This window comes from Falsiroseomonas tokyonensis (assembly GCF_019024325.1).
GTDB lineage: Bacteria > Pseudomonadota > Alphaproteobacteria > Acetobacterales > Acetobacteraceae > Falsiroseomonas > Falsiroseomonas tokyonensis.
This window is the reverse complement of sequence record NZ_JAFNJS010000001.1, coordinates 791,626-815,208: the sequence shown is the minus strand read 5'-3', so window position 1 is coordinate 815,208 and position 23,583 is coordinate 791,626. Positions and strand designations below refer to the sequence as shown.

Here is a 23,583-nt window from a genome sequence, read left to right as displayed (position 1 = left end):
GGCGCTCAGCCGCGCGACTTCCCCGGGCGGGGTGGGCGGGCCGCCGGGGCGGCGGGGGCGCGGCGGCCGAAAAGTTCCAGCCGCTGGCCGACCAGGATGAAACCGAGCCGCTTGGCGATGGCCTGTGCCAGCTTCTCATGTTCCGGATCCTCGAATTCCAGCACCTTCCCGGTGTCGACATCGATCAGGTGGTGGTGATGGCCGCGATCGGTCGGGTCGTAGCGGGCGCGGCCGCCTCCGAAGTCGCGGCGCTCCACGATGCCCTTTTCCTCCAGCAGCCGGACCGTGCGATAGACGGTGGCGACCGAGATCTTGGCATCCAGGGTGACGGCGCGGCGGTACAGTTCCTCCACGTCCGGATGATCCTCGGCCTCGCTGAGGACGCGGGCGATCAGCCGGCGCTGGCCGGTCATCTTCAGGCCGCGCTCGATGCAGAGCCGCTCGATCCGCGACGGATCGGGGCGGTCCGCGTCAGCGCGCGTCGGGGCGTCGGAACTCTGCATGGTGGCGCGCGGCACCCTCCGGCGATCCGGCCGAGGCGGGCCGGAGCGCTATCCATAGCCCCGGCCGCGCCACGAGGCCACCCGGAGGATGCGGGTGGGTCGGCAGGCGCGGCGGGTCAGGCTGCGAGATGCGGCGGGCCGCTCGAGGCGGCAGGGGCGGAAAATCGCCGCGGAACCGACCCGTCCGGGAGTCTCGAACGGTCTATCAGGCCTCGCGGGCCGCCGCCGCGGTCGCGCGGCCCCGGCCGGGCGGGCGGCCGCGCGGCTTGGTGCCGAGGCCGATGCGCTTGGCAAGGGTCGAGCGGTGCTTGGTGTAGTTCGGCGCCACCATCGGATAGTCGGAGGGCAAGCCCCAGCGTTCGCGATACTGGTCCGGCGTCAGGTTGAAGGAGGTCTTGAGGTGCCGCTTCAGCATCTTCAGCTTCTTGCCGTCTTCCAGGCAGATCAGATACTCGGGCGTCACCGACTTCTTGACCGGTACGGCAGGCTGCGGCCGCTCCGCCACCTCAGCCACCGGCTGGCCCATGCTGGACAGGGTGCGATAGACTTCCTGGATCAGGTTCGGAAGATCCGCCACAGCCACCGAATTATTCGAGACATGGGCCGAGACGATTTCGGCCGTCAGGCCCAGAAGGTCGGGATTCGCGGTCGTGTCAGCCATTTTTCTGGTCTCGCTTGCGTCATCCGGCCGGTCTGGACCGAATACTTCGCACCAGCAGGACGAGAGGTCCTGTAGCACGATGCTCATCGCGACTATATTGCTTGGAATCGTGCGATTGCAACGTCGTTTGTCGAAGGAATAGGCAGGTTCCGATGAATCTTGTGACCGCGGAAGAAGTTGGCCCTGACCAATCGCTCGATATCACCGGAGAGACTTGCCCGATGACCTTCGTGCGCACGCGGCTGGCGCTGGACCGCATGCAGCCCGGCCAGGTGCTGCGCCTGGCGCTGAAGGGGGAGGAGCCGCGCCGCAATGTGCCGCGCACGGCCACCGAACAGGGCCATACCGTGCTCTCGGCCACCGAAGCGCCGGATGGCGTCCTGGTGCTGCTGATCCGCAAGAAGGGTTAAATCAGGAATGGTTCTTCAGATCGCGCCGCAGCACCAGCGCATCCGCGCCGTCCGGATAGTAGCGCCGGCGCCTTCCCACCTCGGCGAAGCCCGCCGCGGCATAAAGCGCCCGCCCCGCCGCATTGCGTTCCGAGACTTCCAGGAACATCGCCGCCGCGCCGCGCAGCACGGCGCCGGCCATCGCCTCCGCCAGCAGGGCCGAGCCCAGGCCGGCGCGGCGCTGCGCCGGGTGCACGGCCAGCGTCAGGATCTCCGCCTCATCCGCCGCCACCCGGGCCAGCACGAAGCCGGCGCCGGGGCGCAGCAGGCCGAAGGCGCCGGGCAGGTCCAGCATCAGGGCGATGGCATCGGCGCCCCAGGCCTCGCCGGGCGGAAAGGCGGCGGCGTGCAGGCTGGCGGCTTCCTCGGGATTCATCCCGCCAGATCGCCCCTGGGCGGCCGCACCGCCGGTGGCTCGACATAAAGCGGCCTTGCATCGCGCGGCGGGATCGTGCCCGCCAGCCGGCGCAGCGCCACCAGCCCGGCGGCGGAGGCCAGGGGCAGCAGGGCCTCGGTCAGCAGCGCATCGGCCCCCAGCTGGCATAGCCGCGCCGCCGCCTGCGGAGCGGCATCGCCCACCAGGGCGACCGGGCTCGCCGGCATGGGCAGCTCATCCTCCGCCATCGCGCGGGGCGCTTCCGCGGCATGCCAGGCGCCGGGGGCCAGGCATTCCAGCACCAGCCTTCCGCGCTTCGTATCGATGGCGGACCACACCGCCCGCGCCTCCCGCAGGGCCTCCGGCAGGCTGGCGGCCAGCGCTTCTCCGGTGGTGATGCCGATCAGCCGGGCGCCGGCGCCCAGCGCCAGCCCTTCGGCCAGCGCGATCGCGCTGCGCAGCCCGGTGAAGCCGCCAGGGCCCACCACCACCGCCACCGCATCCAGCCCCGGCGCCTGCGCGGCCAGCCGGCGCAGCACGCGATCGGCCATGGGCGGCAGGGCCGTCGGCTGCTGCCGCGCGCCATCGACCACCTCCTCCGCCACCAGCCGGCCAGCGGCAAAAGCGGCCACGGAACAGCGGGCCAGCGCGCCATCGAGCACGATCAGGTTCATCGCCACGGCCCCGATGCCGCAACCGCGACCGCGTCCGCGCATGGCAATGCTTGCCCAAGGGTCCGCCGCTTGCTTTGGTTGCGGTGCAGAAGGACCCCTCCGATGAACGAGATGCAGATTCCGCGTCGCAACAACCTCGACGCGTTCTGGATGCCCTATAGCGACAACAAGTATTTCAAATCCACCCCGCGCATGCTGGCCCGCGCCGAGGGCATGTCCTACTTCACGCCCGAGGGGCAGGAGATCCTGGACGGCACGGCGGGCCTCTGGTGCTGCAATGCCGGCCATGGCCGGCGGGAGATCGTCGAGGCGATCCAGAAGCAGGCCGCGGTGATGGATTTCGCGCCGACCTTCCAGCTCGGACACCCCATCGCCTTTGAGGCGGCGGCCCGCGTGGCGGAGATCACGCCGGAGGGCATGGACCGCGTCTTCTTCGTCAATTCGGGGTCGGAGGCCGCGGATACCGCGCTGAAGATCGCGCTGGCCTATCACAAGGCGCGCGGCGAATCCCAGCGCGTGCGGCTGGTGGGGCGGGAGCGCGGCTATCACGGCGTCGGCTTCGGCGGCATGTCGGTGGGCGGCATCGGCGGCAACCGCAAGCAGTTCGGCGCGCAGCTTCCCTATGTGGACCACCTGCCCCACACCCACCTGCCGGCCCAGAACGCCTTCGCGAAGGGCCAGCCGGAGCATGGCGAGCACCTGGCGGACGTGCTGGAGAACCTGGTGGCGCTGCATGGCGACACCATCGCCGCGGTGATGGTCGAGCCGGTGGCCGGGTCCACCGGCGTGCTGGTCCCGCCCAAGGGCTATCTGGAGAAGTTGAGAAAAATCTGCACGAAGCACGGCATCCTGCTGATCTTCGACGAGGTCATCACCGGCTTCGGCCGCATCGGCACGAATTTCGGCAGCGAGCGCCTGGGCGTGACGCCGGACATCATGACCATGGCCAAGGGGCTGACCAATGCCGCCGTGCCGATGGGCGCGGTGGCCACCAGCAACGAGGTCTACAGCACGATCGTGGATGGCATGCCCTCCGGCATCGAGCTGTTCCACGGCTATACCTATTCCGGCCATCCGCTGGCCTCCGCCGCGGCGATCGCCACCATGGAATTGCACCGGGCCGAAGACCTGCCCGGCCGCGCCCGCACCATGGAACCCTATTTCGAGGAGGCGGCGCATGCCCTGCGCGGCACGCCCGGCGTGATCGACGTGCGCAACATGGGCCTGATCGCCGGCATCGAGCTGGAGCCGCGCACCGGCAAGCCCGGCGCCCGCGCCATGGAGGTGTTCCGCACCTGCTTCGATGAGGGCGTGCTGGTGCGCGTCACCGGCGACATCGTGGCGCTGTCGCCGCCGCTGATCATGGAGCGGCCGCATGTGGACCGCATCTTCGGCACCCTGGCCGATGCGATCCGCGCCGTGCCGGCCTGAGTGAGCCTGCCCCGCCCCGCCTGGCCCCTGCTGCTTCTCCCCGCCGCAGCCGCGCTGGGCGGGGTGGGACTTGCCGCGGCGGGGCTCTGGCCGGGGGGGGATGCGGCGCCGATCCTGTCCGGCCTGGTCCTGCTGCAGGCCGCGGGCGCGCTGGGCGCCGCGTGGGCTTGGCGCCGCAGCGCCCGGAAGGCGACCGAGGATCTGGCGGAATGCACCCGACTGGCGGAGGCGGAGGCGCGGCGCCGGGCGGATGGGCTGCGCACGCAGATGCTCTCCACCGCGGCGCATGAGGTGCGCACGCCGCTCAGCGGCATCGTCGGGCTGCTGGAGCTGGTGCTGGACCAACCCGGCCTGCCGCCGGCGGTGCGGGCGGATGTCACGGCCTCCCGCCGTGCGGCCTCGGACCTGATGACGGTGCTGCGCGACCTGATCGAGGTGCCGGGCGCCGCCCAGCCGCCACTGGCCGCCCTGCCCTTCCGCATCGACGACCTGATGGAACAGGTGGTGGCGCTGCTGCGCGCCCGGGCCTCGGCCCGCGGAAACCGGCTGGCGGTCGCCGTGGCCGTCGGCACGCCGCCCGCCTGGCGCGGCGATCCGCCCCGCATCCGACAGATCCTGACCAATATGGTGGCCAATGCCATCCGCTTCACCGAAGGCGGGGAAGTGCGGATCGAGGCGCGGCAGAATGCGCAGGGCGCGCTGGAACTCTCCGTCTCCGACACCGGGCGGGGGATCGCGGCGGAGCGCGTCGCCTCGCTCTTCGACCGCTTCCAGGACAGCGATGGCGGCACCGGCCTGGGCCTGTCCATCTGCCGCGACCTGGCGGCGCGGATGGGCGGGCGGATCGAGGTGCATAGCGCGCCCGGCCGCGGCAGCAGCTTCACCGTCACCCTGCCGCTGCCGCAGGTGGCGGAGGCGCTGGTCCCGGGCGCCGATGCGCCGCCGGAGCGCCTGCCACCGCCCGGCCCCTTGCGCGCCGGGCCGCCGGTGCTGGTGGTGGACGATGTCTCGGTGAACCGCCGGCTGATCGGCACGCTGCTGGCCCGCGCCGGCTATGCGCATGAGGACGCGGCGGATGCCGCGACGGCGCTGGAGATGGTGGCGGCCCGGCCCTATGCCGCCGTGCTGATGGACCTGCATATGCCGGGGCTCGACGGGCTGGAAGCGACGCGGCGACTGCGCGCCATGCCGGGGGCGGCCGGCCGGCTGCCGGTGCTGGCCGTGACCGCCCAGGCCGAGGGGTGGGAGGCGGCGCGGGCGGCGGGCATGGATGCCTATCTGGTGAAGCCGGTGGCCATGGCGGAGCTGGTCCGGGCGCTGGAGGAAGCGATCCGCGCCCGCGCCCAGCCGAGCTGAGCCGCCCGCCCTGCAACCCTTGCGCAGGGCCCGCCCGCGGAACGCACGGGTAGCGGCGGGGGGCAAACCCATATATGCGCCCAAACCGCTTCCGGAGATTTTCGCGATGGCCGATGCCGCCACCACTGGTCCCGTCCCCGTCACCGTCCTGACCGGCTATCTGGGCGCCGGCAAGACCACGCTGCTGAACCGCATCCTGTCGGAGAATCACGGCCGGAAATTCGCCGTGGTGATCAACGAGTTCGGTGAGCTCGGCGTGGACAACGACCTCGTCGTCGATGCGGACGAGGAAGTCTTCGAGATGAACAACGGCTGCATCTGCTGCACCGTGCGCGGCGACCTGATCCGCATCATCGGCGGGCTGATGAAGCGCAAGGGGAAGTTCGACGGCATCATCGTGGAGACCACGGGCCTGGCCGACCCCGCCCCGGTGGCGCAGACCTTCTTCGCGGACGAGGATGTGAAGCGCGCAACCCGGCTCGACGCCATCGTCACCGTGGTGGATGCGAAGCACCTCTTCGCGCGCCTCGATGACAGCAAGGAGGCGCAGGAGCAGATCGCCTTCGCCGATATCATCGTGCTGAACAAGATGGACCTGGTGACGGCCGAGGAGGCGGATGCCGTGGAGCGCCGGATCCGCGGCATCAACCCCTATGCCGAGATCCGCCGCGCCACGAAGTCCGACGTGCCGATCGAGGCCGTGATCGGACGCGACGCCTTCAACCTGGAACGCATCCTGGAGCGCGACCCGGAATTCCTGTCCGGCGAGGACGACCACACCCATGACGACGCCGTCATGAGCATGTCCTTCGAGGTGTCCCGCCCGCTGGACCCCGAAAAGTTCAACGCCTGGATCAGCGAGCTGCTGCAGAAGAAGGGCCAGGACCTGCTCCGCACCAAGGGCATCCTGGCCTATGCCAATGACGACCGGCGCTTCGCCTTCCAGGCGGTGCATATGATCGCCGACGGCGACTATATCGGGAACTGGAAGGACGGCGATCCGCGGCGCTCCAAGATCGTCTTCATCGGCCGCGACCTGAACCGCCCGCAGCTGCGCCGCGGCTTCGAGGCGTGCCAGGTGCCAGCATGAAGGCGACGATCTGATGGCAGGCGTGACCGAAGCCGATTTCCTGCTGGCCCAGCGCGGCGCGACGCAGGAGCTCGGCGCCTGGGTGGTGGCGGCCATCTTCGACCGCGCAGGTGTGCTGGGCTTTGCGCTGGCGGATGGCACGGTGCAGATCGGCGACAAGGCGGTGACGGCGCATGACGGCGCCATCCTCTCCGCCTGCGCCGATGCCAGGGGCGGCTTCCTGACCGGCAGCGATGACGGAAGGCTGGTGCATACGGCGCCGGACGGCACCGTGACGCAGATCCAGAAATTCGGCAGCAAATGGGTGGACCATGTGGCCGCCCATGACTCCGGCGTGCGCGCGGCCTCGGTCGGCAAGGTGGCGCATGTGCTGGATGCGGCGGGGGCGGTCACGAAGTCGCTGACCCACCCCTCCTCGGTCGGCGGGCTGGCCTTCGATGCCAAGGGCAAGCGGCTGGCGGCCAGCCATTACGGCGGCGCCTCGCTCTGGTTCGTGGCCGCGAAGGAGGACAAGCCCCGCCTGCTGGAGTGGAAGGGCAGCCACCACGCCATCGCCTTCAGCCCCGACGGCACGCATGTGGTCACCGCCATGCAGGAAACCGCGCTGCATGGCTGGCGGCTGGCGGATGGCCAGCACATGCGGATGTCCGGCTATCCCGGCAAGACCCATTCCATCGCCTTCAGCAGCCGCGGCCGCTGGCTGGCAACCAGCGGTGCGGAATCCGTGGTGCTCTGGCCCTTCTTCGGCGGCGGCCCGATGGGCAAGGCGCCGACGGAACTCGCCGGCGGGGACGAGGTTCTCTGCAGCGCCGTCGCCTTCCATCCCCAGCACGAAGTCGTTGCCGCCGGTTTTGGCGACGGGCTGGTGCTGATGGCGGAAGTGGCCAGCGGCAAGGTGGTGCCGGCCTGCCCGCCGCGTGGCTCCGCCATCACCAGCCTCGCCTGGAACGCCACCGGCACGCGGCTGGCCTTCGGCACCGAGGCGGGTTTTGCTGGCTTCGTCGACCTTTCGAAGCGCTGAGGAGAGCCCGCATGGACATGCCCGTGATCGAGAGCCCGAACATCCGCATGCCGCGCCTCGGCCTCGGCACCTGGCCGATGAAGGGCGCGGAGTGCACCGCGGCCGTCGAATCCGCCCTGTCGCTCGGCTACCGGCACATCGACACGGCCGAGATGTATGGCAATGAGGAAGCGGTGGGCCTGGGCCTGGCCGGCGCCGGCCTGCCGCGCGGCGAGATCTTCCTGACGACGAAGATCTGGAACGACAAGCCGAACGGCGCCGCCATCCGCACCGCCTTCGATGCCAGCCTGAAGCGTCTGGCGACGCCCTATGTCGACCTGCTGCTGATCCATTGGCCGAGCCCGGAGCTGGACCTGCCGGATGCGCTGGCCGGCCTGGCCGCGATCCGGGCGGAGGGCCGCGCCAAGGCGATCGGTGTCTCCAACTTCCCGCCGAAACTGCTGCAGCGGGCGATCGACCAGGGGGTCGGGCTCGCCTGCCTGCAGGTGGAATGCCATGCGCTGCTGGACCAGTCGAAGCTGCTGGAGATCTGCCGGGCGAATGGCATGGCGCTGACCGCCTATTCGCCGCTCGGCAAGGGCAAGGCCCCGGACGAGCCCGCCCTGCAGGCAATCGCCAAGAAGCACGGTGCCACCGCCGCCCAGGTGGCGCTGGCCTGGCTGCTGGCACAGCCCGGGGTCGCCATGGTGCCGAAGGCGGCCAGCCCGGCGCGTCAGGCGGAGAATCTGGCGGCGCTGGATCTGAAGCTGGATGCGTCGGACCTGGCCGCCATCGCGGCGCTGCCGAAGGACCGGCGCTTCGTGAACCCCGGCATGGCGCCCGACTGGGTGAACGGCTGAGGTTTTTTTTGGGGCGCGGCTTGGAACCGGACCGGCCCGAACATTCTAATCCCGTGCAATCGCTGCGTGACGAAAAGGGGCATCCCATGGCGGAGCCATCGGAAGACGATCTCGACCTGGGCATCAGCCTGGAGGTGGTGGCGACACTGGTCGACCATGCCCGTGCCGTGCAGGGCACCGAAGTGGTGGACCTCGACGCCGATGAGGAGCCCGACGCGGATGCCGGCGAGGCCGAGGCCGAGTTCGACGAGGACAGCCTGCGGGCCGCGATCCTGGCGCTGAACGAGGACGAGCAGGCGGCGCTGATCGCCCTGGTGCTGGTCGGCCGCGGCGACTTCACCCCCGAGGAATGGGACGAGGCCATGGCCCAGGGCGCCGAGCGCGACAATGGCGAGGATGCCGCCGAGATCCTGCTCGGCATCGACAATTTCGGCGACCTGCTGGCCGAGGGCGTGGGCGCCTTCGGCCTGTCGATCGAGGATGTCGACCGGTAGAGCACGATCCGTCCTCTCGGACGGATCTCGTGCTGTACAAGTCATTGTTTTTAAAGCACGAAAGCGGATAACACTGATTCAGTGTTATCGGATAGTGCTTTAGCCTGCCGCGCTACTTCAACGGCGGCACCAGCAGCTTGGCATTGTAGTGGCAATGCGCCACGGCGGGGCAGCGCCAGCATTCCGGCTGGCGCGCCTTGCAGATGTAGCGGCCGTGCAGGATCAGCCAGTGATGCGCATCCCGCAGCATGTCGGGCGGGCAGCGCTTCACCAGCCCATCCTCCACCTGCCGCGTGGTCTTGCCCGGCGCCAGGCCGGTGCGGTTGCCCAGGCGGAAGATGTGGGTGTCCACCGCCATCGTCTCCTGCCCGAAGGCGACGTTCAGCACGACATTCGCGGTCTTGCGGCCGACGCCGGGCAGCGCCTCCAGCGCCGCGCGGTCGTTCGGCACCTTCCCGCCGTGGCGGTCCAGTAGGATCTGGGACAGCGCCACCACGTTGCGCGCCTTGCCCTGCCACAGGCCGATCCGGCGGATATGCGGCGCCACCCCCTCGACGCCGAGGGCCACCATGGCGGCGGGCGTGGCAGCGGCCTCGAACAGGGTGGCGGTGGCCTTGTTCACCGCGACATCGGTGGTCTGGGCCGAGAGCGCCACGGCGACCAGCAGCGTATAGGCATCCCGGAAATGCAGCTCCGTCTCCGGCGCAGGGTTCGCCGCCGCGAGTGCGCGCAGAAAGGCCTCGGCCTGGGCGCGGTTCATCGGGCGGGGCTTGCGGATCCGGGTGGCGGGCCGGGCGGCAGGCTTGCGACCAGGGTCAGGTTCTGGTTTTTCGGGCATGGCGGAAATCCAGCCCTACCCCATAGTGAAGCAGGATGTCAGCCACCCCGATCCTGTTCGAGGCCGTCAGCACGCCGTCGCAGAGCCTTTCCGCGCGGGGGATGCGGCTGCTCTGCCTGTTTTCCGCCGCGGGCGCGGCGATTCCGGGCGGGCTGTTCCTGGTGCTGGGCGCCTGGCCCGTGCTGGGCTTCCTGGGCGTGGAGGTGGCGCTGGTGCTCGGCCTGGTGGCGCTGCACCGGCGCTGGAGCGCCCGGGCGCGGGAGGTGGTGCAGCTGACGGAGACCGACCTGCGCATCGTCACCGCCAATGGCCGCGGCGGGCGGCGGGAGACGGTGCTGCAGCCCTATTGGACGCGGGTGGCGCTGGAGGAGGTGGCCGGCGGCGTCGCGCGGCTCAGCCTGGTGCAGCGGGGGCGGCGCGTGGAGCTGGGGTGCTTCCTCTCAGACGCCGAGAAACGCGACCTGGGCGAGGCATTGGCCGAGGCGCTGCACCGCTATCGCAACCCCGACTTCGACAACCCCCAGTTGCGCTGACCCTTCCGCTAATCGGCGGGGGTCAGGCTCTTGATCAGGTCGAAGACCCGCTTGCGGACGGAGGCATCGGTGATCCGGTAATAGGCGCGGACCAGCTCCAACGTCTCCCGCCGATGCAGGGTATCGTCCTCGAAGCCTTCCTGCTGCTCCTGGAATCCGGTGAAGCGGCGGTTGCCCTGGCTGCCGCCCATTTCCGGCGGCATGTCGTCGAAGAAGAATCCGATCGGCACGTCGAGGACGCGGGAGATGTCAAACAGGCGGCTGGCGCCGATGCGATTAACGCCCCGTTCATACTTCTGGACCTGCTGGAATGTGAGGCCCAGGGCCTCTCCCAGCTTTTCCTGGCTCATGCCGAGCAGGGTGCGACGAAGCCGCACGCGGCTGCCGACATGGACGTCGATCGGGCTCGGGCGGTGCTCACGGTCCGCGCGCTCGACCACGTCATCGGTTGGAATGGCCAATACTCCGCACTCCACTCCAGGGAAGTTCATGTCCACCCGTGCAGGGGGCCATCCTGGCCTGGGCGGAGCCGATGCAATGAGGTGCAGAACCCCAAGCCAGCGGCCCGGCCAATGGGTATCCGCGCGGTTAGGATTTGCCAACTCTTTTGAGAAATCTCAATAAAGCTTCCACACCCCCGGATGCGGATGATCAGGGAGACAACCCTTCGCGATGTGACGCCACTCGCGAAACCGAACCATAGATTGCACCCGCTGATACCAAGGCGAGTAAAACTAGCGGTATCCACAATCCGAGATAGGCGAAGGGCGTCGCCGGCGCCGCGCGCGGCAGGGGGGCCACCACAACCCCGGTTTCCGCCAGCCCCATCCGCGCCACCACCCGCCCGCGCGCATCGAAGACCGCGGAAATGCCGGTCTGCGCCGCCCGGACCAGGGGCAGGCCTTCCTCCACCGCGCGCAGCCGGGCCGCCGCCAGGTGCTGGTGCGGCCCGGCGGAGACGCCGAACCAGGCATCATTGGTGATGTTCAGCAGGAAGCCCGGCCGCTCCGCCGGCGTCACCGCGCCGGGGAAGATCACCTCGTAGCAGATCAGCCCGCCGAAGGCGGGCAGCCCCGGCAGGCGGATGGCGCGCAGCCCGGGCCCGGCGGTGAAATCCAGCGCCGAGACCACCAGGCGGATCGGCAGCAGCCCGCGCAACGGCGTGTATTCGCCGAAGGGCACCAGATGCGCCTTGTCATAGGCCTCCAGCACCGTCCCCTGCGCATCCAGCGCCAACAGGCTGTTCCAGACCCGGCTGGCCCGGCCATCGGCGCCGAATTCGGCCCGTACGCTGCCCGCCAGCAGCAGGGCGCCCGGCGGCAGGGGGGCGGTGGCCAGCTCCGCCGCGCGGGGGTCGCTGGCCAGCAGGAAGGGGCTCGCCGTTTCCGGCCAGACCACGACGATGCGGTTGCCCGGCGCCTCCTGCGCCGCGGTGCGGACGCCGCCGGCGGTCAGGTCGATATAGCGCTGGAAGATCGGCAGGCGGGCATCCTCCCGCCACTTCGCCTCCTGCGCCACATTGCCCTGCACCAGGACCATGGAGACGGGCTCCGGCTCCGGCTCCACGGGCCAGAGGCGGGCCAGGCCGATGCCGGCGAAGGCCAGCAGCGCCAGCCCGCCGCCGATCCAGCCGCGCCGGCCGGCGAGCGGCGCGAGCGCCAGCAGCACGGTGGCCAGTGAAAGCCCATGCACGCCCACCCAGGCGGCGGCCTGGATCGGCAGGCTGCCGAAGGCCCAGACGGTGCCGAGCAGGTTCCAGGGAAAGCCGGTGAAGACCACGCCGCGCAGCAGCTCGGCCGCCAGCCAGGCGGCGGCGAAGGCCAGCGCGGCCGGCCAGCCGGGACGCGCCCAACGGGCGGCCAGGGCCGGCAGGATGGTGAAGGCGCCGAGCGGCAGGGCCAGTGCCGGCACCGCGATGGGCACCAGCCACCAGAAGCGGTCGACCTCGGTGAGGATGGCGTTGGTCAGCCAGTGCAGCCCGGCGACATGGAAACCCCAGCCCCAGGCCAGGCCGATCAGCGCCGCGCGCCGCGCGCTGGGCGCGGCGGTGACCATCAGGAACAGGCCCGGAAGGGTCAGCAGCAGCACCGGCACCAGATGCACCGGCGGCAAGGCGAGCGCGGTGACGGCGCCCAGCCCGAAGGCCGTGGCCAGCGCCCGCCAGAAGCCCGGCCCCGCCACCCGCCGGAGCAGCGCCTGGCGCCAGCGGCCCGGCGCGGCCAGGCGGCGCACCAGCCCGGTGCGCGGCGCGGCCGGGGAAGGCTTGGTCTTCAGGCGACGCCGACCGGCGCCTGGGTCGCATCCTGGGCGCCCGGGCCCCGGCGGCTCTGCCACAGCGCCACGAAGTCGATCGGCGCCAGCATCACGGGCGGAAAGCCGCCGTCACGGGTGATGTCGGCCAGGATGTTGCGGGCGAAGGGGAAGAGCAGGCGGGGGCATTCCACCAGCAGCACCGGCTCCAGGTGCTGCTGCTCCACATTGATGGTGAAGACACCGCAATAGACCAGCTCGGCGATGAAGCAGGGGGTCTCGCCCACCTTGGCATCGGCGCGGATCTGCAGCGAGACCTCATAGACATTCTGGCCCTGCTCCAGCGGGCGGGCCTGCACGTCCAGCGCCAGGTCGACCCGCGGCTGCTCGCGCAGCGTCACGTAGATCTCGGGGGCGCCCGGCACCTCGAAGGACAGGTCCTTGGTGTACTGGATGTTCAGCTGCAGCGGCGGCGCCGGCTGGCCGGTCGGGCCGGAGGCCGCGCCGTTCGGGATGGGGGAGGAAGGCGCGTTCTGGTCGGACATCGGGGGTTCCCGCTCAAGCGAAGATCGGCGGCCGTCCGCTACCACGGGTCCCCGCGCCGGGCCAGGGTGGCGGGCGCCGTCCGGCATCACGCCTTGACGTGGGCGACCCAGGCTTCAAAACGGTCGCCGCCCAAGCAGAGTGCAATCCGATGATCCGCGTGTTTTCCGGCATCCAGCCGTCCGGCGTTCCCACCCTCGGCAATTACCTCGGCGCCATCCGCAATTGGGTGCCGATGCAGGACACGCATGAGGCGATCTTCTGCGTCGTCGACCTGCATGCCATCACCGTCTGGCAGGATCCGAAGGAGCTGGCGCGCCAGACGCGGGAAATGGCGGCCGCCCTGATCGCCTGCGGGCTGGACCCGGCGCGCTGCACCCTGTTCATCCAGAGCCATGTGCATGCGCATACGCGGCTGGCCTGGATCTTCAACTGCGTCGCCCGCCTCGGCTGGCTGAACCGCATGACCCAGTTCAAGGACAAGGCCGGCAAGGACCGGGAGGCCGCCTCCAGCGGGCTCTATGTCTATCCGAACCTGATGGCCGCCGACATCCTGACCTACCATGCGACGCAGGTGCCGGTGGGCGACGACCAGCGCCAGCACCTGGAGCTGGCCAATGACATCGCCCAGAAGTTCAACCACGACTACGGCGTGGACTTCTTCCCGAAGATCGAGCCGCTGATCCAGGGCGTCGCCGCGCGCGTGATGTCGCTGCGCGACGGGACGAAGAAGATGTCGAAGTCGGACCCCTCCGACCAGTCGCGCATCAACCTGACCGACGACCACGACGCCATCGCGCAGAAGATCCGCAAGGCGCGCACGGATGCCGAGCCGCTGCCCGGCCATGCCTCGGGCCTGGAGAACCGGCCGGAGGCGCGCAACCTGGTCGGCATCCTCGCCGCCATCACCGGCACGCTGCCGGAGAATGTGCTGCGGGAGCATGAGGGCAAGGGGTTCGGCGCCTTCAAGGAGGTGCTGGTGGCCGCCCTGGTCGGGCACCTCGACCCGATCCGCAAGGAAATGGCTCGGCTGCTGGACGACCCGGCGGCGCTGGATGCCCAGCTGCGCCTCGGCGCCGACCGGGCCGAGGCGATCGCCGCCCCGATCTGCGCCCGGGCCGAGGAGATTGTCGGGTTCTTGCCGCGGCGGTAGCGCGGGTCCGTCATAGGGCCGGCCGATCGCGCCGATCGGCGGATCCTCGTTTCGCCGAAGCCCCCTTCCGCCCTATCCTGGGCGGGAGGAGCGAGAAAGATGCAGCGACCGATCTCCCAGCCCGTCCCGCTCGACGATGCCGCCCTGGATCGCGTGACCGGCGGTAACGGCGTGACGCTGACCTTCGGCGATATCGATGGCGATGGCGTGCCCGACCTGGGCAGCATCGGGCCGAACCCGCCACCGGGCGGCGGGCCGGGCGGCGATATCGCCCCGCCGGAGCTCGACCCGGATGGCGACGGCATCCCGAACCAGGGGCCGGGCGGGGGCGTACAGCTCGGCCAGGGCGACCTGGATGGCGATGGCTTGCCGGACATGCCGGTCACCGGCGGCGGCCCGCCCGAGGATCCACCGACCACCCCGCCCGGCCAGCCGGGCGGCGGCGTCACGGTTGGCTGAGCAGCCAGACCCAGACCGGCAGGGTGAGGATGGAGACCGCATGCTCGCTGGTGGTGATCGCCGCCATCAGCGGCGCGTCGCCGCCCATGGCGCGCGCCATCACATAGCTGGTCGCCGCCGTCGGCAGGGCCATCAGCAGCACGGCGATGGCAGTGGGCAGCGCCTCCAGCCCCAGCAGCCGGGCGAGCGCCAGCGTCATCAGCGGCACCACCGCCAGCTTCAGCACGGCCGTCGCCAGCTGCACCCCCGGCCGGTCACCCAGCCCCTTCAGCGTCAGCGCGGCGCCGACGCAGAGCAGGCCCAGCGCGACGGAGGCCTGGCCCAGTGCCCGCACCGCCGGATTCAGCCCCGCCGGCAGCCCGCCCAGCAGCGAGAGGAGAAACCCCAGCGCGCAGGCGATGATCAGCGGGTTCAACAGCACCTGCCGCAGCAGCCGCCCCGGCCGCACCCTTCCCTCTCCGCCCAAGGCGAAGACCAGGGTGGTGATCGTCTGCACCATCGGCACGATCAGCCCGGTGCAAATGGCGCACAGCGCGATTCCGGGCGGCCCCCAGATGGCCCCGGCGATGGCGAAGCCCATCAGGTTGTTGAAGCGGATGCCGCCCTGCAGGATGGAGGTGGTGGCGGGATGCGCCGCCCCGAAGGCCCGCGCCAGCAACAGCGACAGCGCCGTGCCGGCCAGCAGCGCGCCCCAGATGGTCCCGGCCAGCCCGCCCACCGGCAGTTCCGCCAGCCGCATGGTGGACAGGGCGGAGACGATCAGGCTGGGCAGCAGCACCCAGAAGACCAGCTTCTCGATCCCCGCCCAGATCGCATCCTCCCGCAGCAGGCGCCGGCGCAGCAGGGTGCCCAGGGCGAGCAGGCCGAAGACGGGCACGAAGGCGTCGAGCCAATGGGTCATGAAGCGCCTATCATCCGGTCGGGCAGGCGTGATTCCTAGGGAAGCCCTCAGCGCCGCGCCACCGCCACCACATAGAGGCAGGGTTGCGTGGCGGAGGGGTTTTCGTAGCGGCAATCCGCCGGCGGGCCCAGCGCCAGGCAATCGCCGGGCGCCAGGCGGTGGGTCCGCTTCCCCTCATGGAACAGCAGCTCTCCCTCCAGCAGCCAGATGCACTGGCCGGCGAGCAGCGCGTAGCTTTCGGCTGGATAGGGCACCACGGCGCCGGGCGGCAGTTCCACCCGCACCAGTTCGGGATTGGCGCCGGGGGGCGAGAGCAGGCGGCGCAAATAGCCGGTGCCGGGATCCCGCCACAACGCCTGCCCCTCCGCCCGCGCCACCACCCCGCCCGGCACCGCGGCCTCCGCCCGTGCCAGCAGGGCCGAGAGGGTCAGGCCGAAGGGGCCGGAGAGGCGGCCGAGCAGCGCCGCCGTCGGGCTCGCCTCCGCCCGCTCCACCTTGCTGATCATGGCGCGGGAAACGCCGGAGCGTTCGGCGAGCTCCGCGATCGACCAGCCGCGCGCCTCCCGCTCCGCCTTCAGCCGGGCGGCAAGGCGCTGGCCAGCGGCATCGGGGGTCAGATCGTCTTGCATGGTGGATTTCTGTCTATCATAGTTTCCTCCCCGGCAGGAGCCTTCCCGCATGACCACCCCGATCGGCCATAATGGCGGCCCGCCGCTGGAGGAGCCCGATCCGGATGAGGGCTATCGCCATTACTGCTGGAAGCGCGCGCATCGCGCCGCCTGGCGCAGCCCGGGGCGGGAGATCGTGCTGCGCCGGCTGGAGCGGGCCGAGGCGCTGGGCATGAGCTATCGCGACTATACGCTCGAGATCCTGGAGCGCGGCCGGTACCTCTAGATGCTCGCCGGCACCGCGCTGGGTTCGGGCAGCGGGGCAGGCGCCTCCGGCCCGGCATCGGGCACGGGCGGCAGCCGGTCCTGGGACGGGCCGCGGGCGATGTCGCGCAGGCAGGCGGCCTCGCCGCGGCGGGTGGTGCCGATGGCGCGCGCGGCGGCGAAGGCCACCCGCATCCCGCCGCCCGGCGCATCATCGCGATAGAGAACCAGGTCGAGATGGCATTGAGGGCCCTGGTAGTGCCAGATCTCCGCCTGCCCCTCCTCCCGCCGCAGGCGCGGCGCGCCGAGCCAGGCGGTGACGCGGTCCGGTGGGTGGCCCACCAGCTGCCCCGCCATGGTGGGCGGCGCTTCCCGCAAGCCCTGCACGATGGCGGCGGGGTGGGTGGCTGGCTGCGGCGGGGGCGGGAGGGTTCCCTCGCCCCCGGCCGCCGCCGGTCGCGGCGCGATGCCGGCGAGGCTCGCCTGGTGCGAGGCCAGCGCCTCCTGCAACACCAGGGCCGGATCTGCCCGGTCCGGCTGGGCGCAGCCGGTGGCGAGCCCAGCCAGCAGCAGCAGGCCGACGCGGCGCATGATCCGCGGGGCCGGCCGAAGACCCGGCCGGGACCCGCGGGGGCGCATCAGCCCTCGGCGTAGGCGCGCGGCGCCGGGCCGGGGGGAACCTGGCCCTCGCCCAGCATCTCCATCTTGCCGGAGATCTGGCCGCCATCCTCCACCATCAGGCGGCGGCAGCGGGCGGTGCCGATGACGCGGCCGGTGCCGCGGATCACCAGCTGGCCGCGCGCGGTCAGCGTGCCGTCGAAGGTGCCGGCGATCTCGGCATCCTCGACCTGGACCTCGCCCTTGAAGACGCCGGTCTGGCTGATGGACAGCTCGGTCGCCTGGATCATCTGGCTTTCGACCGTGCCTTCCACCACCAGGCGCTCGGCATCGGCCACCGTGCCCTGCAGGCTGATGCCGCGGCCGACGACCAGCGTGCGGCGATCCGGCGCCTGCGGGCGCGGCGTCGGCATGGTCGGCGCGCCCTGGCCCTGCGGGCTGCCCATCTGGCCCCCCATCTGGGGCGGACGCGGCGGAATGGCCGTGCCGGCGGGCGGCGTCGGGCCGGTCGGCATGGTGGGGGTGGGCGGCTTCGGGGCAAGGCTCATGGTGGAGGCATCCCTGGAGGGTCGGAGTAAAGGCGCGCCCAGATCCGGGTCGCGGGCGGTGGGCACGGTGGTGGATTGCGGCTCGGGACGCTGATCGGCACTGGGCTCGGCCGGCTTTTCGTCCCGGCGACGGCCGAAGACATTCATCATCGTCCCCCTTCAACGGTTGCAAGCGGCAGCGTCGCCTCCGGGCGCAGCGGGCCGGCGCCATTGCGGTCCGGTGATGCGGCCCAGTGAATCAACAAGGCGCGCTGCCAGCGCTCCGTGCAGATGCATCGGCTAACATGCTCCAAGCCGGTGAGACAACGCCGCCAGACAGGGCTAGGGCGATTTGCCGCAAGTCATCCACCGGAAAATCCGCGCGGAAAGTTCCGGCCGCCGATGCCTCAGCGCGCCCGGTGCAGCAGGTGGGTCATGGCGGCGGTGCCCAGCACCGGCACCAGCAGGTTCAGCCCCGGCACCGCCGCGACCAGCGCCAGCAGCCCGCCCAGGCTCCAGATGGCCAGGCGCCGCCGCCGGCGCAGCGCCCGCGCCGCCTCGGTCCCCATGCGGCGCAGCGCCACGCCCTCGAACAGCCCCTGGCCGAGCCCGATGGCGGCAACGGCCCAGAGCAGCACCAGCCCGATCCCCGGCAGCAGCAGCGACAGCGGCAGCAGCACCAGCGTCAGCGCCACCATCTGCGCCGCCAGCACCGTGGAACTCCAGACCTGGGCGGGGACGGAGGCGCCCTGCGGCGGCGGCAGGGCAGGGTAGTGGCGCCGCTCCACCGCCTCCGCCACCCCATCCAGGAACAGGCCGGAAATCGCCAGCAGCAGCGGGATGAACAGCCACCAGGCGGCCACCGCCACCAGCAGGGCGCCGGCCGCGGCGGCGGCCGTGGCCAGCCAGCCCTCGCCCCCCGCCACCGCGCCGAGCCCCCAGGCGGAGAGCCAGCCGAGCCCGACCAGCCCTGCCAGCGCCCCCAGCGCGCCGAAGGCCAGGGGCCGCCGGAAGGCGGGGTCGGGAAGCTGGCGCATCGCCAGCAACAGATTTTCGAGCATGTTTTTCAATTGGCCTGCCGGCGCGCGCGGGCCAAGGCGCAGGCGGGCGGAAGCGGGGTCAAAAGGGGTTCAGGGGCGGTTCATGCCCCCGGACTAGCCTGCGGCCCGCCCTTCCGGCAGTTTCCGCCCAATCGCAAAAGGCCGCTCGCACCATGACCAACGCCACCCCGCCCCGGCTCGACCTGCTCGGCATCGGCAATGCCATCGTCGATGTCCTCGCCCGCGCCGAGGACGGCTTCCTGGCCAGCCATGCCATGACCAAGGGCAGCATGGCGCTGATCGATACCGCGGCGGCGGAGCGCATCTACGCCGCCATGGGCCCGGGCGTGGAAGGCAGCGGCGGCTCGGCCGCCAATACCTGCGCCGTCGCCGCGGCGCTGGGCGCCCGCGTCGGCTTCCTGGGCAAGGTCGCGTCCGACGAGCTGGGCCGCGTCTTCGCCCATGACATCCGCGCCGCCGGCGTGCAGTTCCCGACCCCGCCGCTCACCGGCGGGGCGCCCACCGCGCGCTGCCTGATCCTGGTGACGCCGGATGGCCAGCGCACCATGAACACCTTCCTGGGCGCCTGCGTCGCCTTCGGCCCGGACGATGTGGACGAGGCCGAGGTGGCCGCGGCCGCCGTCACCTACCTGGAGGGCTATCTGTTCGACCCGCCCGAGGCCAAGGCCGCCTTCTTCAAGGCCTCCCGGGCCGCGCATGCGGCCGGCCGGCAGGTGGCGCTGACCCTGTCCGACCCCTTCTGCGTCGGCCGCCACCGCGCCGCCTTCCAGGACTTCGTGAAGAACGAGACCGATATCCTCTTCGCCAATGAGGCCGAGATCCTGTCGCTCTATGAGACCGAGAGCCTGGAGACCGCGGTCGCCCGGGTGCGGGAGGAGGTCTCGCTGGCCGCCATCACCCGCTCCGAACAGGGCAGCCTGGTGGTGGCGGGGACGGAGCAGTGGCAGGTGGCGGCGGTGCCGACCCAGGTGGTGGACACCACCGGCGCCGGCGATGCCTATGCCGCCGGCTTCCTGGCCGCCCTGGCACAGGGCCAGGCCCTGGCCGAATGCGGCCGCTGGGGCTCGGTCGCCGCCGCCGAGGCGATCAGCCATTTCGGTGCCCGGCCGCAGGCCGACCTGCGGGCGCTGGTGAAGGGCTGAGAGCCTGACCCGGAAGGTCGGCGGCTGAGGGCCGGTCGCGGATTTTTCGTCCTGGCCAGGACGGCAACGCCGCCGATGCTGGTTGCATCGGCAAGTTGTCGGACGCCGCCAGGGCGGAAAAGACGCATCGGACCGACCCGCCGATCTTTTGGGCCAGGCTCTAAGCGCGGGAACTTCGCCGCGGGCGGCACGTTGCGCGCCGCCGCGGCACCGGGAAACCCCGCCGCGCCGCGCTGCGTTGGAGCCTCCGACCGGGCCATCCGGCCCCATTGAAGGAGGTTCAGCATGCGAAGCAACCACGCCCTGATCCTGGCCAGCGCCCTGATCCTGCCCTGGGCGGCCCAGGCCCAGGTGACACAGCCTATGAATTCGGCGCCCATGAGTTCGGCCCCGATGACTTCGTCCCCGATGGCCTCCGGCACGGAAACCCAGCCGATGGCCAGCGCCATGGACACCGTGGCGGTCGAGAACTTCCTGCAGAGTGCCCGCCAGGCGCTCTCTGCCAACCGGATGGCGCAGGCCCGGGAAAACCTGGAACAGGCAGAGACGCGGTTGCTGACGCGCTCCACCCTGCCGAGCCAGGCCGGCACGCCCATGGCGCGCGGCCCGGTCGCAGATATTTCCGCGGCGCGGGATGCTCTGGACCGGCGTGACCGGGCCGCGGTGAATCGCCATATCGACCAGGCGATGGCGCATCTGCGCCAGCCCGCCAGCATGGGCAGCGCGAACCCCGCCGGCGACATGTCCACCGGCAGCAGCATGCCCTCCGCCCCCGCCAGCGGCGGTGGGGCGATGGGGGCGCCGCGCAGCCTCGGCCCGACCCCGGCGCCGATGTTCCAGCCGGGCCCGATGCCGAACCCGAGCACCCGGTAACCCGGTCCCGCCGCAGCCCCGCCTTGCGGACGGGGCTGCAATGGGCCGGCCCGATGCGCTTCCCGCTCGCTTTTTGGCGTCCGCCGCCTTATGTGTGCGCCGCATCAAAGCCAATGGCCCAGCGAAGTGCCTGGATGACCGTCCCGTGACGGTCATGCCCGGGACGGCGGGGGTCGGCGCGCGGCGGTCCTGCGGGAACGCCCGCTCACACTCTTGAGGCCGGAACCCGGACAGAACCATGGACATTCGCAACGTCGCGATCATCGCCCACGTCGACCACGGCAAGACCACGCTCGTCGACAATCTCCTGAAGCAGGCCGGCGCCTTCCGCACCAACCAGGTGGTGGCGGAGCGCGCGATGGACCGCAACGACCTCGAGCGCGAGCGCGGCATCACCATCCTCGCCAAGTCCACCGCGGTGGAATGGAAGGGCGTGAAGATCAATATCGTCGACACGCCCGGCCACGCCGACTTCGGCGGCGAGGTGGAGCGCATCCTCTCGATGGTCGATGGCGCCGTGGTGCTGGTGGATGCCGCCGAGGGCGTGCTGCCGCAGACGAAGTTCGTGCTGACCAAGGCGCTGGCCCGCGGCATCCGCCCGATGGTCGTCGTCAACAAGGTGGACCGCCAGGACGCCCGTCCGGACGAGGTCCATAACGAGATGTTCGACCTGTTCGCGGCGCTCGGCGCCGACGACAACCAGCTCGACTTCCCCATGCTCTTCGCCTCCGGCCGCCAGGGCTGGGCGGATGCGACGATGGACGGTCCGAAGAAGGATCTGTCCGCGCTCTTCGACCTGATCCTGTCCCACGTTCCGGCGCCCGGCCTGGACGAGACGAAGCCCTTCGCCATGAATGCGGCGATCCTGGAGGCCGACAACTTCCTCGGCCGCATCCTGACCGGCCGCATCGAGCAGGGTACCGCCCGCTTGAACATGCCGGTGAAGGTGCTGCGCCGCGACGGTTCCGTGGTCGAGACCGGGCGGCTGACCAAGCTGATGACCTTCAGCGGCCTGGACCGGGTGACGGTGGACACCGCCTATGCGGGCGACATCATCGCCATCGCCGGCCTGTCCAACGGCACCATCCCGGACACCATCTGCGACCCGGCGGTGTCCGAGCCGCTGCCGGCCATCCCGGTGGACCCGCCGACCCTGTCCATGACCTTCCGCATCAATGACGGCCCGCTTGGCGGCCGCGAGGGCAAGAAGGTCACCTCCCGCCAGATCCGCGACCGCCTGTTCAAGGAGGCCGAGGGCAATGTCGCGATCTCCATCAAGGTGTCCGAGGAAGTCGACGCCTTCGAGGTGGCCGGCCGCGGCGAGCTCCAGCTCGGCGTGCTGATCGAGCAGATGCGCCGCGAGGGCTTCGAGCTGACCATCGGCCGCCCGCGCGTGCTGACCCGCGAGAACCCGGAGACGGGCGAGCGCGAGGAGCCCTTCGAGGAATGCCTGGTCGATGTCGACGAGGAATACTCGGGCGTCGTCGTCCAGAAGCTGTCCCTGCGGAAGGGCCAGATGCAGGACATGCGCCCCTCCGGCGGCGGCAAGCAGCGCCTGACCTTCCTGATCCCGTCGCGCGGCCTGATCGGCTATCATGGCGAGTTCCTGACGGACACCCGGGGCACCGGCATCATGAACCGCATCTTCGCGGGCTATCAGCCCTGGGCCGGGCCGATCGAGGGGCGGCGCAACGGCTCGCTGATCAGCAACTCCGACGGCGAGGCGATCCAGTACTCGCTGTTCTCGCTGCAGGAGCGCGGCACGCTCTTCGTCGATCCGGGCGTGAAGGTCTATGTCGGCATGATCCTCGGCGAGCATTCGCGCGAGAACGACCTGGACGTGAACCCGATCAAGGAAAAGAAGCTCACCAACATCCGCGCCGCCGGCAAGGATGAGGCGCTGCTGCTGGTGCCGCCGCGCCGGATGAGCCTGGAGCAGGCGATTTCCTACATCGAGGACGATGAGCTGGTGGAGGTGACGCCGACCGCGGTGCGCCTGCGCAAGCGCTACCTCGACCCGCATGAGCGCAAGAAGAACGCGCGCAAGTCGGAGAGCGAGGCGGCCTGATCCGCCCTACCCGCCGCACCTCCCGGAAGGCCCGTCCGCACCGCGGACGGGCCTTTTGCATGTCCGCCGCCCGCCTGGTGGGATTGGCAGCCCCTATGACGGCCAAAGGCACGAGCCAGGTATCGCTGCGCGAGACGCGGGGTTATCCTTGTGCCATCGGACGGACAACAGAAGGAGGATCCGATGACGGGCACACCGACGACGATCGCGGGCAGCGAGCTGGAAAAGGTCTCCGGTGGCAGTTTCACCGACCGATACGGCACCGAGGGCGCCGACACGATCGCGACCGGCGATGGCATGGACAAGATCTTCGCCGGCGGCGGCAACGACATCATCGGCTCCGGCGGCGGCACGGATGAGGTGCATGCCGGCTCCGGCAACGATTTCGTCAATGCGGGGGCCGGCGATGACAAGGTGTTCGGTGGCGATGGTCACGACACGATCCAGGGCCGCGGCGGCTCCGACGAGCTGTTCGGCGAGGCTGGCAACGATTTCCTGGATGGTGGCGCCCATGACGGCGTGGCCGACAAGGCCTTCGGCGGGGAGGGAAATGACAGCTTCGTCTGGGCGCCGGGCGACGGCAATGACGAGTTCCATGGCGGCAATGGCCAGGACACGCTGCTGCTGCATGGCGTGAACCTGGACACGCTGAACGCCGCGCTGCAGCTCTATACGCCGGGCCTGCAGATGATGGTGGATTTGTCCGGCCAGGTGAGCTTCACCAACCAGTCGGGCCAGGCGGTCAGCTTCAGCGGCCAGATCACCATCGGCGGCGAGACGCTGAAATTCTTCGATGTGGAACGCCTGCAGATCCAGGTCTGATCCTGGCCCGGCCCAGCCCGGGGCGGCCC

At 70.8% G+C, this 23,583-nt stretch carries 28 protein-coding genes; 15 read left to right on the top strand and 13 right to left on the bottom strand.

Annotated features, from left to right (window positions below):
- Nucleotides 1-5 precede the first annotated feature (5 nt).
- Together J3S20_RS03565 and J3S20_RS03560 are read right to left on the bottom strand one after the other, a co-directional pair.
- Nucleotides 6-503 carry a Fur family transcriptional regulator gene (locus J3S20_RS03565; RefSeq protein ID WP_216834663.1) on the bottom strand — a complete coding sequence of 166 codons (498 nt, stop codon included), beginning with the start codon at nt 501-503 and terminating at the stop codon, nt 6-8.
- A gap of 205 nt (nt 504-708) precedes the next feature.
- Nucleotides 709-1,164, bottom strand: coding sequence for a MucR family transcriptional regulator (locus J3S20_RS03560; RefSeq protein ID WP_216834660.1), 456 nt, complete (start codon nt 1,162-1,164; stop codon nt 709-711).
- Nucleotides 1,165-1,316: 152 nt separating this feature from the next.
- Here J3S20_RS03560 and J3S20_RS03555 point away from each other — a divergent pair, with 152 nt between their 5' ends.
- Complete coding sequence (locus tag J3S20_RS03555; protein ID WP_216834658.1) at nt 1,317-1,574, top strand: sulfurtransferase TusA family protein; 258 nt, start codon at nt 1,317-1,319, stop codon at nt 1,572-1,574.
- A gap of 1 nt (nt 1,575) precedes the next feature.
- Here J3S20_RS03555 and J3S20_RS03550 read toward each other — a convergent pair whose 3' ends face one another.
- Both J3S20_RS03550 and tsaB read right to left on the bottom strand, forming a co-directional pair.
- Nucleotides 1,576-1,989: a GNAT family N-acetyltransferase gene (locus tag J3S20_RS03550; protein WP_216834656.1), complete on the bottom strand. Its 414-nt coding sequence runs from the start codon at nt 1,987-1,989 to the stop codon at nt 1,576-1,578.
- The gene (tsaB, locus tag J3S20_RS03545) at nt 1,986-2,705 is read right to left on the bottom strand and encodes a tRNA (adenosine(37)-N6)-threonylcarbamoyltransferase complex dimerization subunit type 1 TsaB (RefSeq protein WP_216834654.1); all 720 of its coding nucleotides are present in this window, start codon (nt 2,703-2,705) and stop codon (nt 1,986-1,988) included. Before tsaB ends, J3S20_RS03550 begins: the two co-directional genes overlap by 4 nt.
- Before the next feature lie 60 nt (nt 2,706-2,765).
- Here tsaB and J3S20_RS03540 point away from each other — a divergent pair, with 60 nt between their 5' ends.
- The 6 genes from J3S20_RS03540 (at nt 2,766) to J3S20_RS03515 (ending at nt 8,894) form a co-directional block, all read left to right on the top strand.
- Nucleotides 2,766-4,094: an aspartate aminotransferase family protein gene (locus J3S20_RS03540; RefSeq protein ID WP_216834653.1), complete on the top strand. Its 1,329-nt coding sequence runs from the start codon at nt 2,766-2,768 to the stop codon at nt 4,092-4,094.
- The gene (locus tag J3S20_RS03535) at nt 4,095-5,450 is read left to right on the top strand and encodes a hybrid sensor histidine kinase/response regulator (RefSeq protein ID WP_216834652.1); all 1,356 of its coding nucleotides are present in this window, start codon (nt 4,095-4,097) and stop codon (nt 5,448-5,450) included.
- 106 nt (nt 5,451-5,556) lie between these two features.
- The gene (locus J3S20_RS03530) at nt 5,557-6,540 is read left to right on the top strand and encodes a CobW family GTP-binding protein (protein WP_216834651.1); all 984 of its coding nucleotides are present in this window, start codon (nt 5,557-5,559) and stop codon (nt 6,538-6,540) included.
- A gap of 13 nt (nt 6,541-6,553) precedes the next feature.
- A complete protein-coding gene (locus J3S20_RS03525) occupies nt 6,554-7,561 on the top strand; it encodes a WD40 repeat domain-containing protein (protein WP_216834650.1) in 1,008 nt (335 codons plus the stop codon).
- Nucleotides 7,562-7,572: 11 nt separating this feature from the next.
- On the top strand, nt 7,573-8,400 hold the full coding sequence (locus J3S20_RS03520; RefSeq protein ID WP_343215142.1) for an aldo/keto reductase: 828 nt from the start codon (nt 7,573-7,575) through the stop codon (nt 8,398-8,400).
- An 86-nt stretch (nt 8,401-8,486) separates the two neighbouring features.
- The gene (locus tag J3S20_RS03515) at nt 8,487-8,894 is read left to right on the top strand and encodes a DUF3775 domain-containing protein (RefSeq protein ID WP_216834649.1); all 408 of its coding nucleotides are present in this window, start codon (nt 8,487-8,489) and stop codon (nt 8,892-8,894) included.
- 112 nt (nt 8,895-9,006) lie between these two features.
- Here J3S20_RS03515 and nth read toward each other — a convergent pair whose 3' ends face one another.
- Entirely contained in the window at nt 9,007-9,654 is a 648-nt protein-coding gene (nth, locus tag J3S20_RS03510) for an endonuclease III (protein WP_216834648.1), read from the bottom strand.
- A 113-nt stretch (nt 9,655-9,767) separates the two neighbouring features.
- Here nth and J3S20_RS03505 point away from each other — a divergent pair, with 113 nt between their 5' ends.
- Nucleotides 9,768-10,265: a DUF2244 domain-containing protein gene (locus J3S20_RS03505; protein WP_216834647.1), complete on the top strand. Its 498-nt coding sequence runs from the start codon at nt 9,768-9,770 to the stop codon at nt 10,263-10,265.
- An 8-nt stretch (nt 10,266-10,273) separates the two neighbouring features.
- On the opposite strand, the gene J3S20_RS03500 is transcribed toward J3S20_RS03505, so the two are convergent.
- The 3 genes from J3S20_RS03500 to secB all read right to left on the bottom strand — a co-directional run bounded on the left by J3S20_RS03500 (nt 10,274) and on the right by secB (nt 13,060).
- Complete coding sequence (locus J3S20_RS03500; RefSeq protein WP_216835419.1) at nt 10,274-10,756, bottom strand: helix-turn-helix domain-containing protein; 483 nt, start codon at nt 10,754-10,756, stop codon at nt 10,274-10,276.
- A 160-nt stretch (nt 10,757-10,916) separates the two neighbouring features.
- Nucleotides 10,917-12,497, bottom strand: a complete 1,581-nt coding sequence (gene lnt, locus J3S20_RS03495; RefSeq protein ID WP_343215141.1) for an apolipoprotein N-acyltransferase — start codon at nt 12,495-12,497, stop codon at nt 10,917-10,919.
- A gap of 38 nt (nt 12,498-12,535) precedes the next feature.
- On the bottom strand, nt 12,536-13,060 hold the full coding sequence (gene secB, locus J3S20_RS03490; protein WP_216834646.1) for a protein-export chaperone SecB: 525 nt from the start codon (nt 13,058-13,060) through the stop codon (nt 12,536-12,538).
- Between the two features lie 149 nt (nt 13,061-13,209).
- Between secB and trpS the strand changes: the two genes are divergently transcribed.
- Together trpS and J3S20_RS03480 are read left to right on the top strand one after the other, a co-directional pair.
- Complete coding sequence (trpS, locus tag J3S20_RS03485) at nt 13,210-14,211, top strand: tryptophan--tRNA ligase (protein WP_216834644.1); 1,002 nt, start codon at nt 13,210-13,212, stop codon at nt 14,209-14,211.
- A gap of 99 nt (nt 14,212-14,310) precedes the next feature.
- Entirely contained in the window at nt 14,311-14,670 is a 360-nt protein-coding gene (locus J3S20_RS03480; protein WP_216834643.1) for a hypothetical protein, read from the top strand.
- Here the strand turns inward: J3S20_RS03480 and J3S20_RS03475 are convergent.
- Complete coding sequence (locus J3S20_RS03475; RefSeq protein ID WP_216834640.1) at nt 14,657-15,571, bottom strand: AEC family transporter; 915 nt, start codon at nt 15,569-15,571, stop codon at nt 14,657-14,659. The two genes, J3S20_RS03480 and J3S20_RS03475, sit on opposite strands and share 14 nt — an antisense overlap.
- A 47-nt stretch (nt 15,572-15,618) precedes the next feature.
- Nucleotides 15,619-16,200, bottom strand: coding sequence for a helix-turn-helix domain-containing protein (locus tag J3S20_RS03470; protein ID WP_216834638.1), 582 nt, complete (start codon nt 16,198-16,200; stop codon nt 15,619-15,621).
- A 49-nt stretch (nt 16,201-16,249) separates the two neighbouring features.
- On the opposite strand from J3S20_RS03470, the gene J3S20_RS03465 reads away from it, so the two are divergent.
- Nucleotides 16,250-16,465, top strand: coding sequence for a hypothetical protein (locus J3S20_RS03465; protein ID WP_216834636.1), 216 nt, complete (start codon nt 16,250-16,252; stop codon nt 16,463-16,465).
- Here the strand turns inward: J3S20_RS03465 and J3S20_RS03460 are convergent.
- The 3 genes from J3S20_RS03460 to J3S20_RS03450 all read right to left on the bottom strand — a co-directional run bounded on the left by J3S20_RS03460 (nt 16,462) and on the right by J3S20_RS03450 (nt 18,649).
- Nucleotides 16,462-17,034: a hypothetical protein gene (locus J3S20_RS03460; RefSeq protein WP_216834635.1), complete on the bottom strand. Its 573-nt coding sequence runs from the start codon at nt 17,032-17,034 to the stop codon at nt 16,462-16,464. The genes J3S20_RS03465 and J3S20_RS03460 overlap by 4 nt on opposite strands.
- Nucleotides 17,035-17,081: 47 nt before the next feature.
- The gene (locus J3S20_RS03455; RefSeq protein WP_281419402.1) at nt 17,082-17,609 is read right to left on the bottom strand and encodes a bactofilin family protein; all 528 of its coding nucleotides are present in this window, start codon (nt 17,607-17,609) and stop codon (nt 17,082-17,084) included.
- Between the two features lie 386 nt (nt 17,610-17,995).
- Nucleotides 17,996-18,649 (bottom strand): EI24 domain-containing protein, encoded by a 654-nt coding sequence (locus J3S20_RS03450; protein ID WP_246602246.1) that lies wholly within the window; start codon nt 18,647-18,649, stop codon nt 17,996-17,998.
- 152 nt (nt 18,650-18,801) lie between these two features.
- Between J3S20_RS03450 and J3S20_RS03445 the strand changes: the two genes are divergently transcribed.
- From J3S20_RS03445 to J3S20_RS03430, 4 genes are all read left to right on the top strand, one after another.
- Nucleotides 18,802-19,791, top strand: a complete 990-nt coding sequence (locus tag J3S20_RS03445) for an adenosine kinase (protein WP_216834631.1) — start codon at nt 18,802-18,804, stop codon at nt 19,789-19,791.
- A 285-nt stretch (nt 19,792-20,076) separates the two neighbouring features.
- Complete coding sequence (locus J3S20_RS03440; RefSeq protein ID WP_216834629.1) at nt 20,077-20,664, top strand: hypothetical protein; 588 nt, start codon at nt 20,077-20,079, stop codon at nt 20,662-20,664.
- Nucleotides 20,665-20,902: 238 nt separating this feature from the next.
- Nucleotides 20,903-22,732 (top strand): translational GTPase TypA, encoded by a 1,830-nt coding sequence (typA, locus tag J3S20_RS03435; protein WP_216834627.1) that lies wholly within the window; start codon nt 20,903-20,905, stop codon nt 22,730-22,732.
- Nucleotides 22,733-22,915: 183 nt separating this feature from the next.
- Entirely contained in the window at nt 22,916-23,554 is a 639-nt protein-coding gene (locus J3S20_RS03430; protein ID WP_216834626.1) for a calcium-binding protein, read from the top strand.
- Nucleotides 23,555-23,583 lie beyond the last annotated feature (29 nt).

Bases quoted from the DNA above. Each gene is read 5' to 3' on its own strand.
- J3S20_RS03565 (WP_216834663.1), bottom strand. From the start codon at position 503: ATGCAGAGTTCCGACGCCCCGACGCGCGCTGACGCGGACCGCCCCGAT.
- J3S20_RS03560 (WP_216834660.1), bottom strand. From the start codon at position 1,164: ATGGCTGACACGACCGCGAATCCCGACCTTCTGGGCCTGACGGCCGAA.
- J3S20_RS03555 (WP_216834658.1), top strand. From the start codon at position 1,317: ATGAATCTTGTGACCGCGGAAGAAGTTGGCCCTGACCAATCGCTCGAT.
- J3S20_RS03550 (WP_216834656.1), bottom strand. From the start codon at position 1,989: ATGAATCCCGAGGAAGCCGCCAGCCTGCACGCCGCCGCCTTTCCGCCC.
- tsaB (WP_216834654.1), bottom strand. From the start codon at position 2,705: ATGCGCGGACGCGGTCGCGGTTGCGGCATCGGGGCCGTGGCGATGAAC.
- J3S20_RS03540 (WP_216834653.1), top strand. From the start codon at position 2,766: ATGAACGAGATGCAGATTCCGCGTCGCAACAACCTCGACGCGTTCTGG.
- J3S20_RS03530 (WP_216834651.1), top strand. From the start codon at position 5,557: ATGGCCGATGCCGCCACCACTGGTCCCGTCCCCGTCACCGTCCTGACC.
- J3S20_RS03525 (WP_216834650.1), top strand. From the start codon at position 6,554: ATGGCAGGCGTGACCGAAGCCGATTTCCTGCTGGCCCAGCGCGGCGCG.
- J3S20_RS03520 (WP_343215142.1), top strand. From the start codon at position 7,573: ATGGACATGCCCGTGATCGAGAGCCCGAACATCCGCATGCCGCGCCTC.
- J3S20_RS03515 (WP_216834649.1), top strand. From the start codon at position 8,487: ATGGCGGAGCCATCGGAAGACGATCTCGACCTGGGCATCAGCCTGGAG.
- nth (WP_216834648.1), bottom strand. From the start codon at position 9,654: ATGAACCGCGCCCAGGCCGAGGCCTTTCTGCGCGCACTCGCGGCGGCG.
- J3S20_RS03505 (WP_216834647.1), top strand. From the start codon at position 9,768: ATGTCAGCCACCCCGATCCTGTTCGAGGCCGTCAGCACGCCGTCGCAG.
- J3S20_RS03500 (WP_216835419.1), bottom strand. From the start codon at position 10,756: ATGAACTTCCCTGGAGTGGAGTGCGGAGTATTGGCCATTCCAACCGAT.
- secB (WP_216834646.1), bottom strand. From the start codon at position 13,060: ATGTCCGACCAGAACGCGCCTTCCTCCCCCATCCCGAACGGCGCGGCC.
- trpS (WP_216834644.1), top strand. From the start codon at position 13,210: ATGATCCGCGTGTTTTCCGGCATCCAGCCGTCCGGCGTTCCCACCCTC.
- J3S20_RS03480 (WP_216834643.1), top strand. From the start codon at position 14,311: ATGCAGCGACCGATCTCCCAGCCCGTCCCGCTCGACGATGCCGCCCTG.
- J3S20_RS03475 (WP_216834640.1), bottom strand. From the start codon at position 15,571: ATGACCCATTGGCTCGACGCCTTCGTGCCCGTCTTCGGCCTGCTCGCC.
- J3S20_RS03470 (WP_216834638.1), bottom strand. From the start codon at position 16,200: ATGCAAGACGATCTGACCCCCGATGCCGCTGGCCAGCGCCTTGCCGCC.
- J3S20_RS03465 (WP_216834636.1), top strand. From the start codon at position 16,250: ATGACCACCCCGATCGGCCATAATGGCGGCCCGCCGCTGGAGGAGCCC.
- J3S20_RS03460 (WP_216834635.1), bottom strand. From the start codon at position 17,034: ATGCGCCGCGTCGGCCTGCTGCTGCTGGCTGGGCTCGCCACCGGCTGC.
- J3S20_RS03455 (WP_281419402.1), bottom strand. From the start codon at position 17,609: ATGAGCCTTGCCCCGAAGCCGCCCACCCCCACCATGCCGACCGGCCCG.
- J3S20_RS03450 (WP_246602246.1), bottom strand. From the start codon at position 18,649: ATGCTCGAAAATCTGTTGCTGGCGATGCGCCAGCTTCCCGACCCCGCC.
- J3S20_RS03445 (WP_216834631.1), top strand. From the start codon at position 18,802: ATGACCAACGCCACCCCGCCCCGGCTCGACCTGCTCGGCATCGGCAAT.
- J3S20_RS03440 (WP_216834629.1), top strand. From the start codon at position 20,077: ATGCGAAGCAACCACGCCCTGATCCTGGCCAGCGCCCTGATCCTGCCC.
- typA (WP_216834627.1), top strand. From the start codon at position 20,903: ATGGACATTCGCAACGTCGCGATCATCGCCCACGTCGACCACGGCAAG.
- J3S20_RS03430 (WP_216834626.1), top strand. From the start codon at position 22,916: ATGACGGGCACACCGACGACGATCGCGGGCAGCGAGCTGGAAAAGGTC.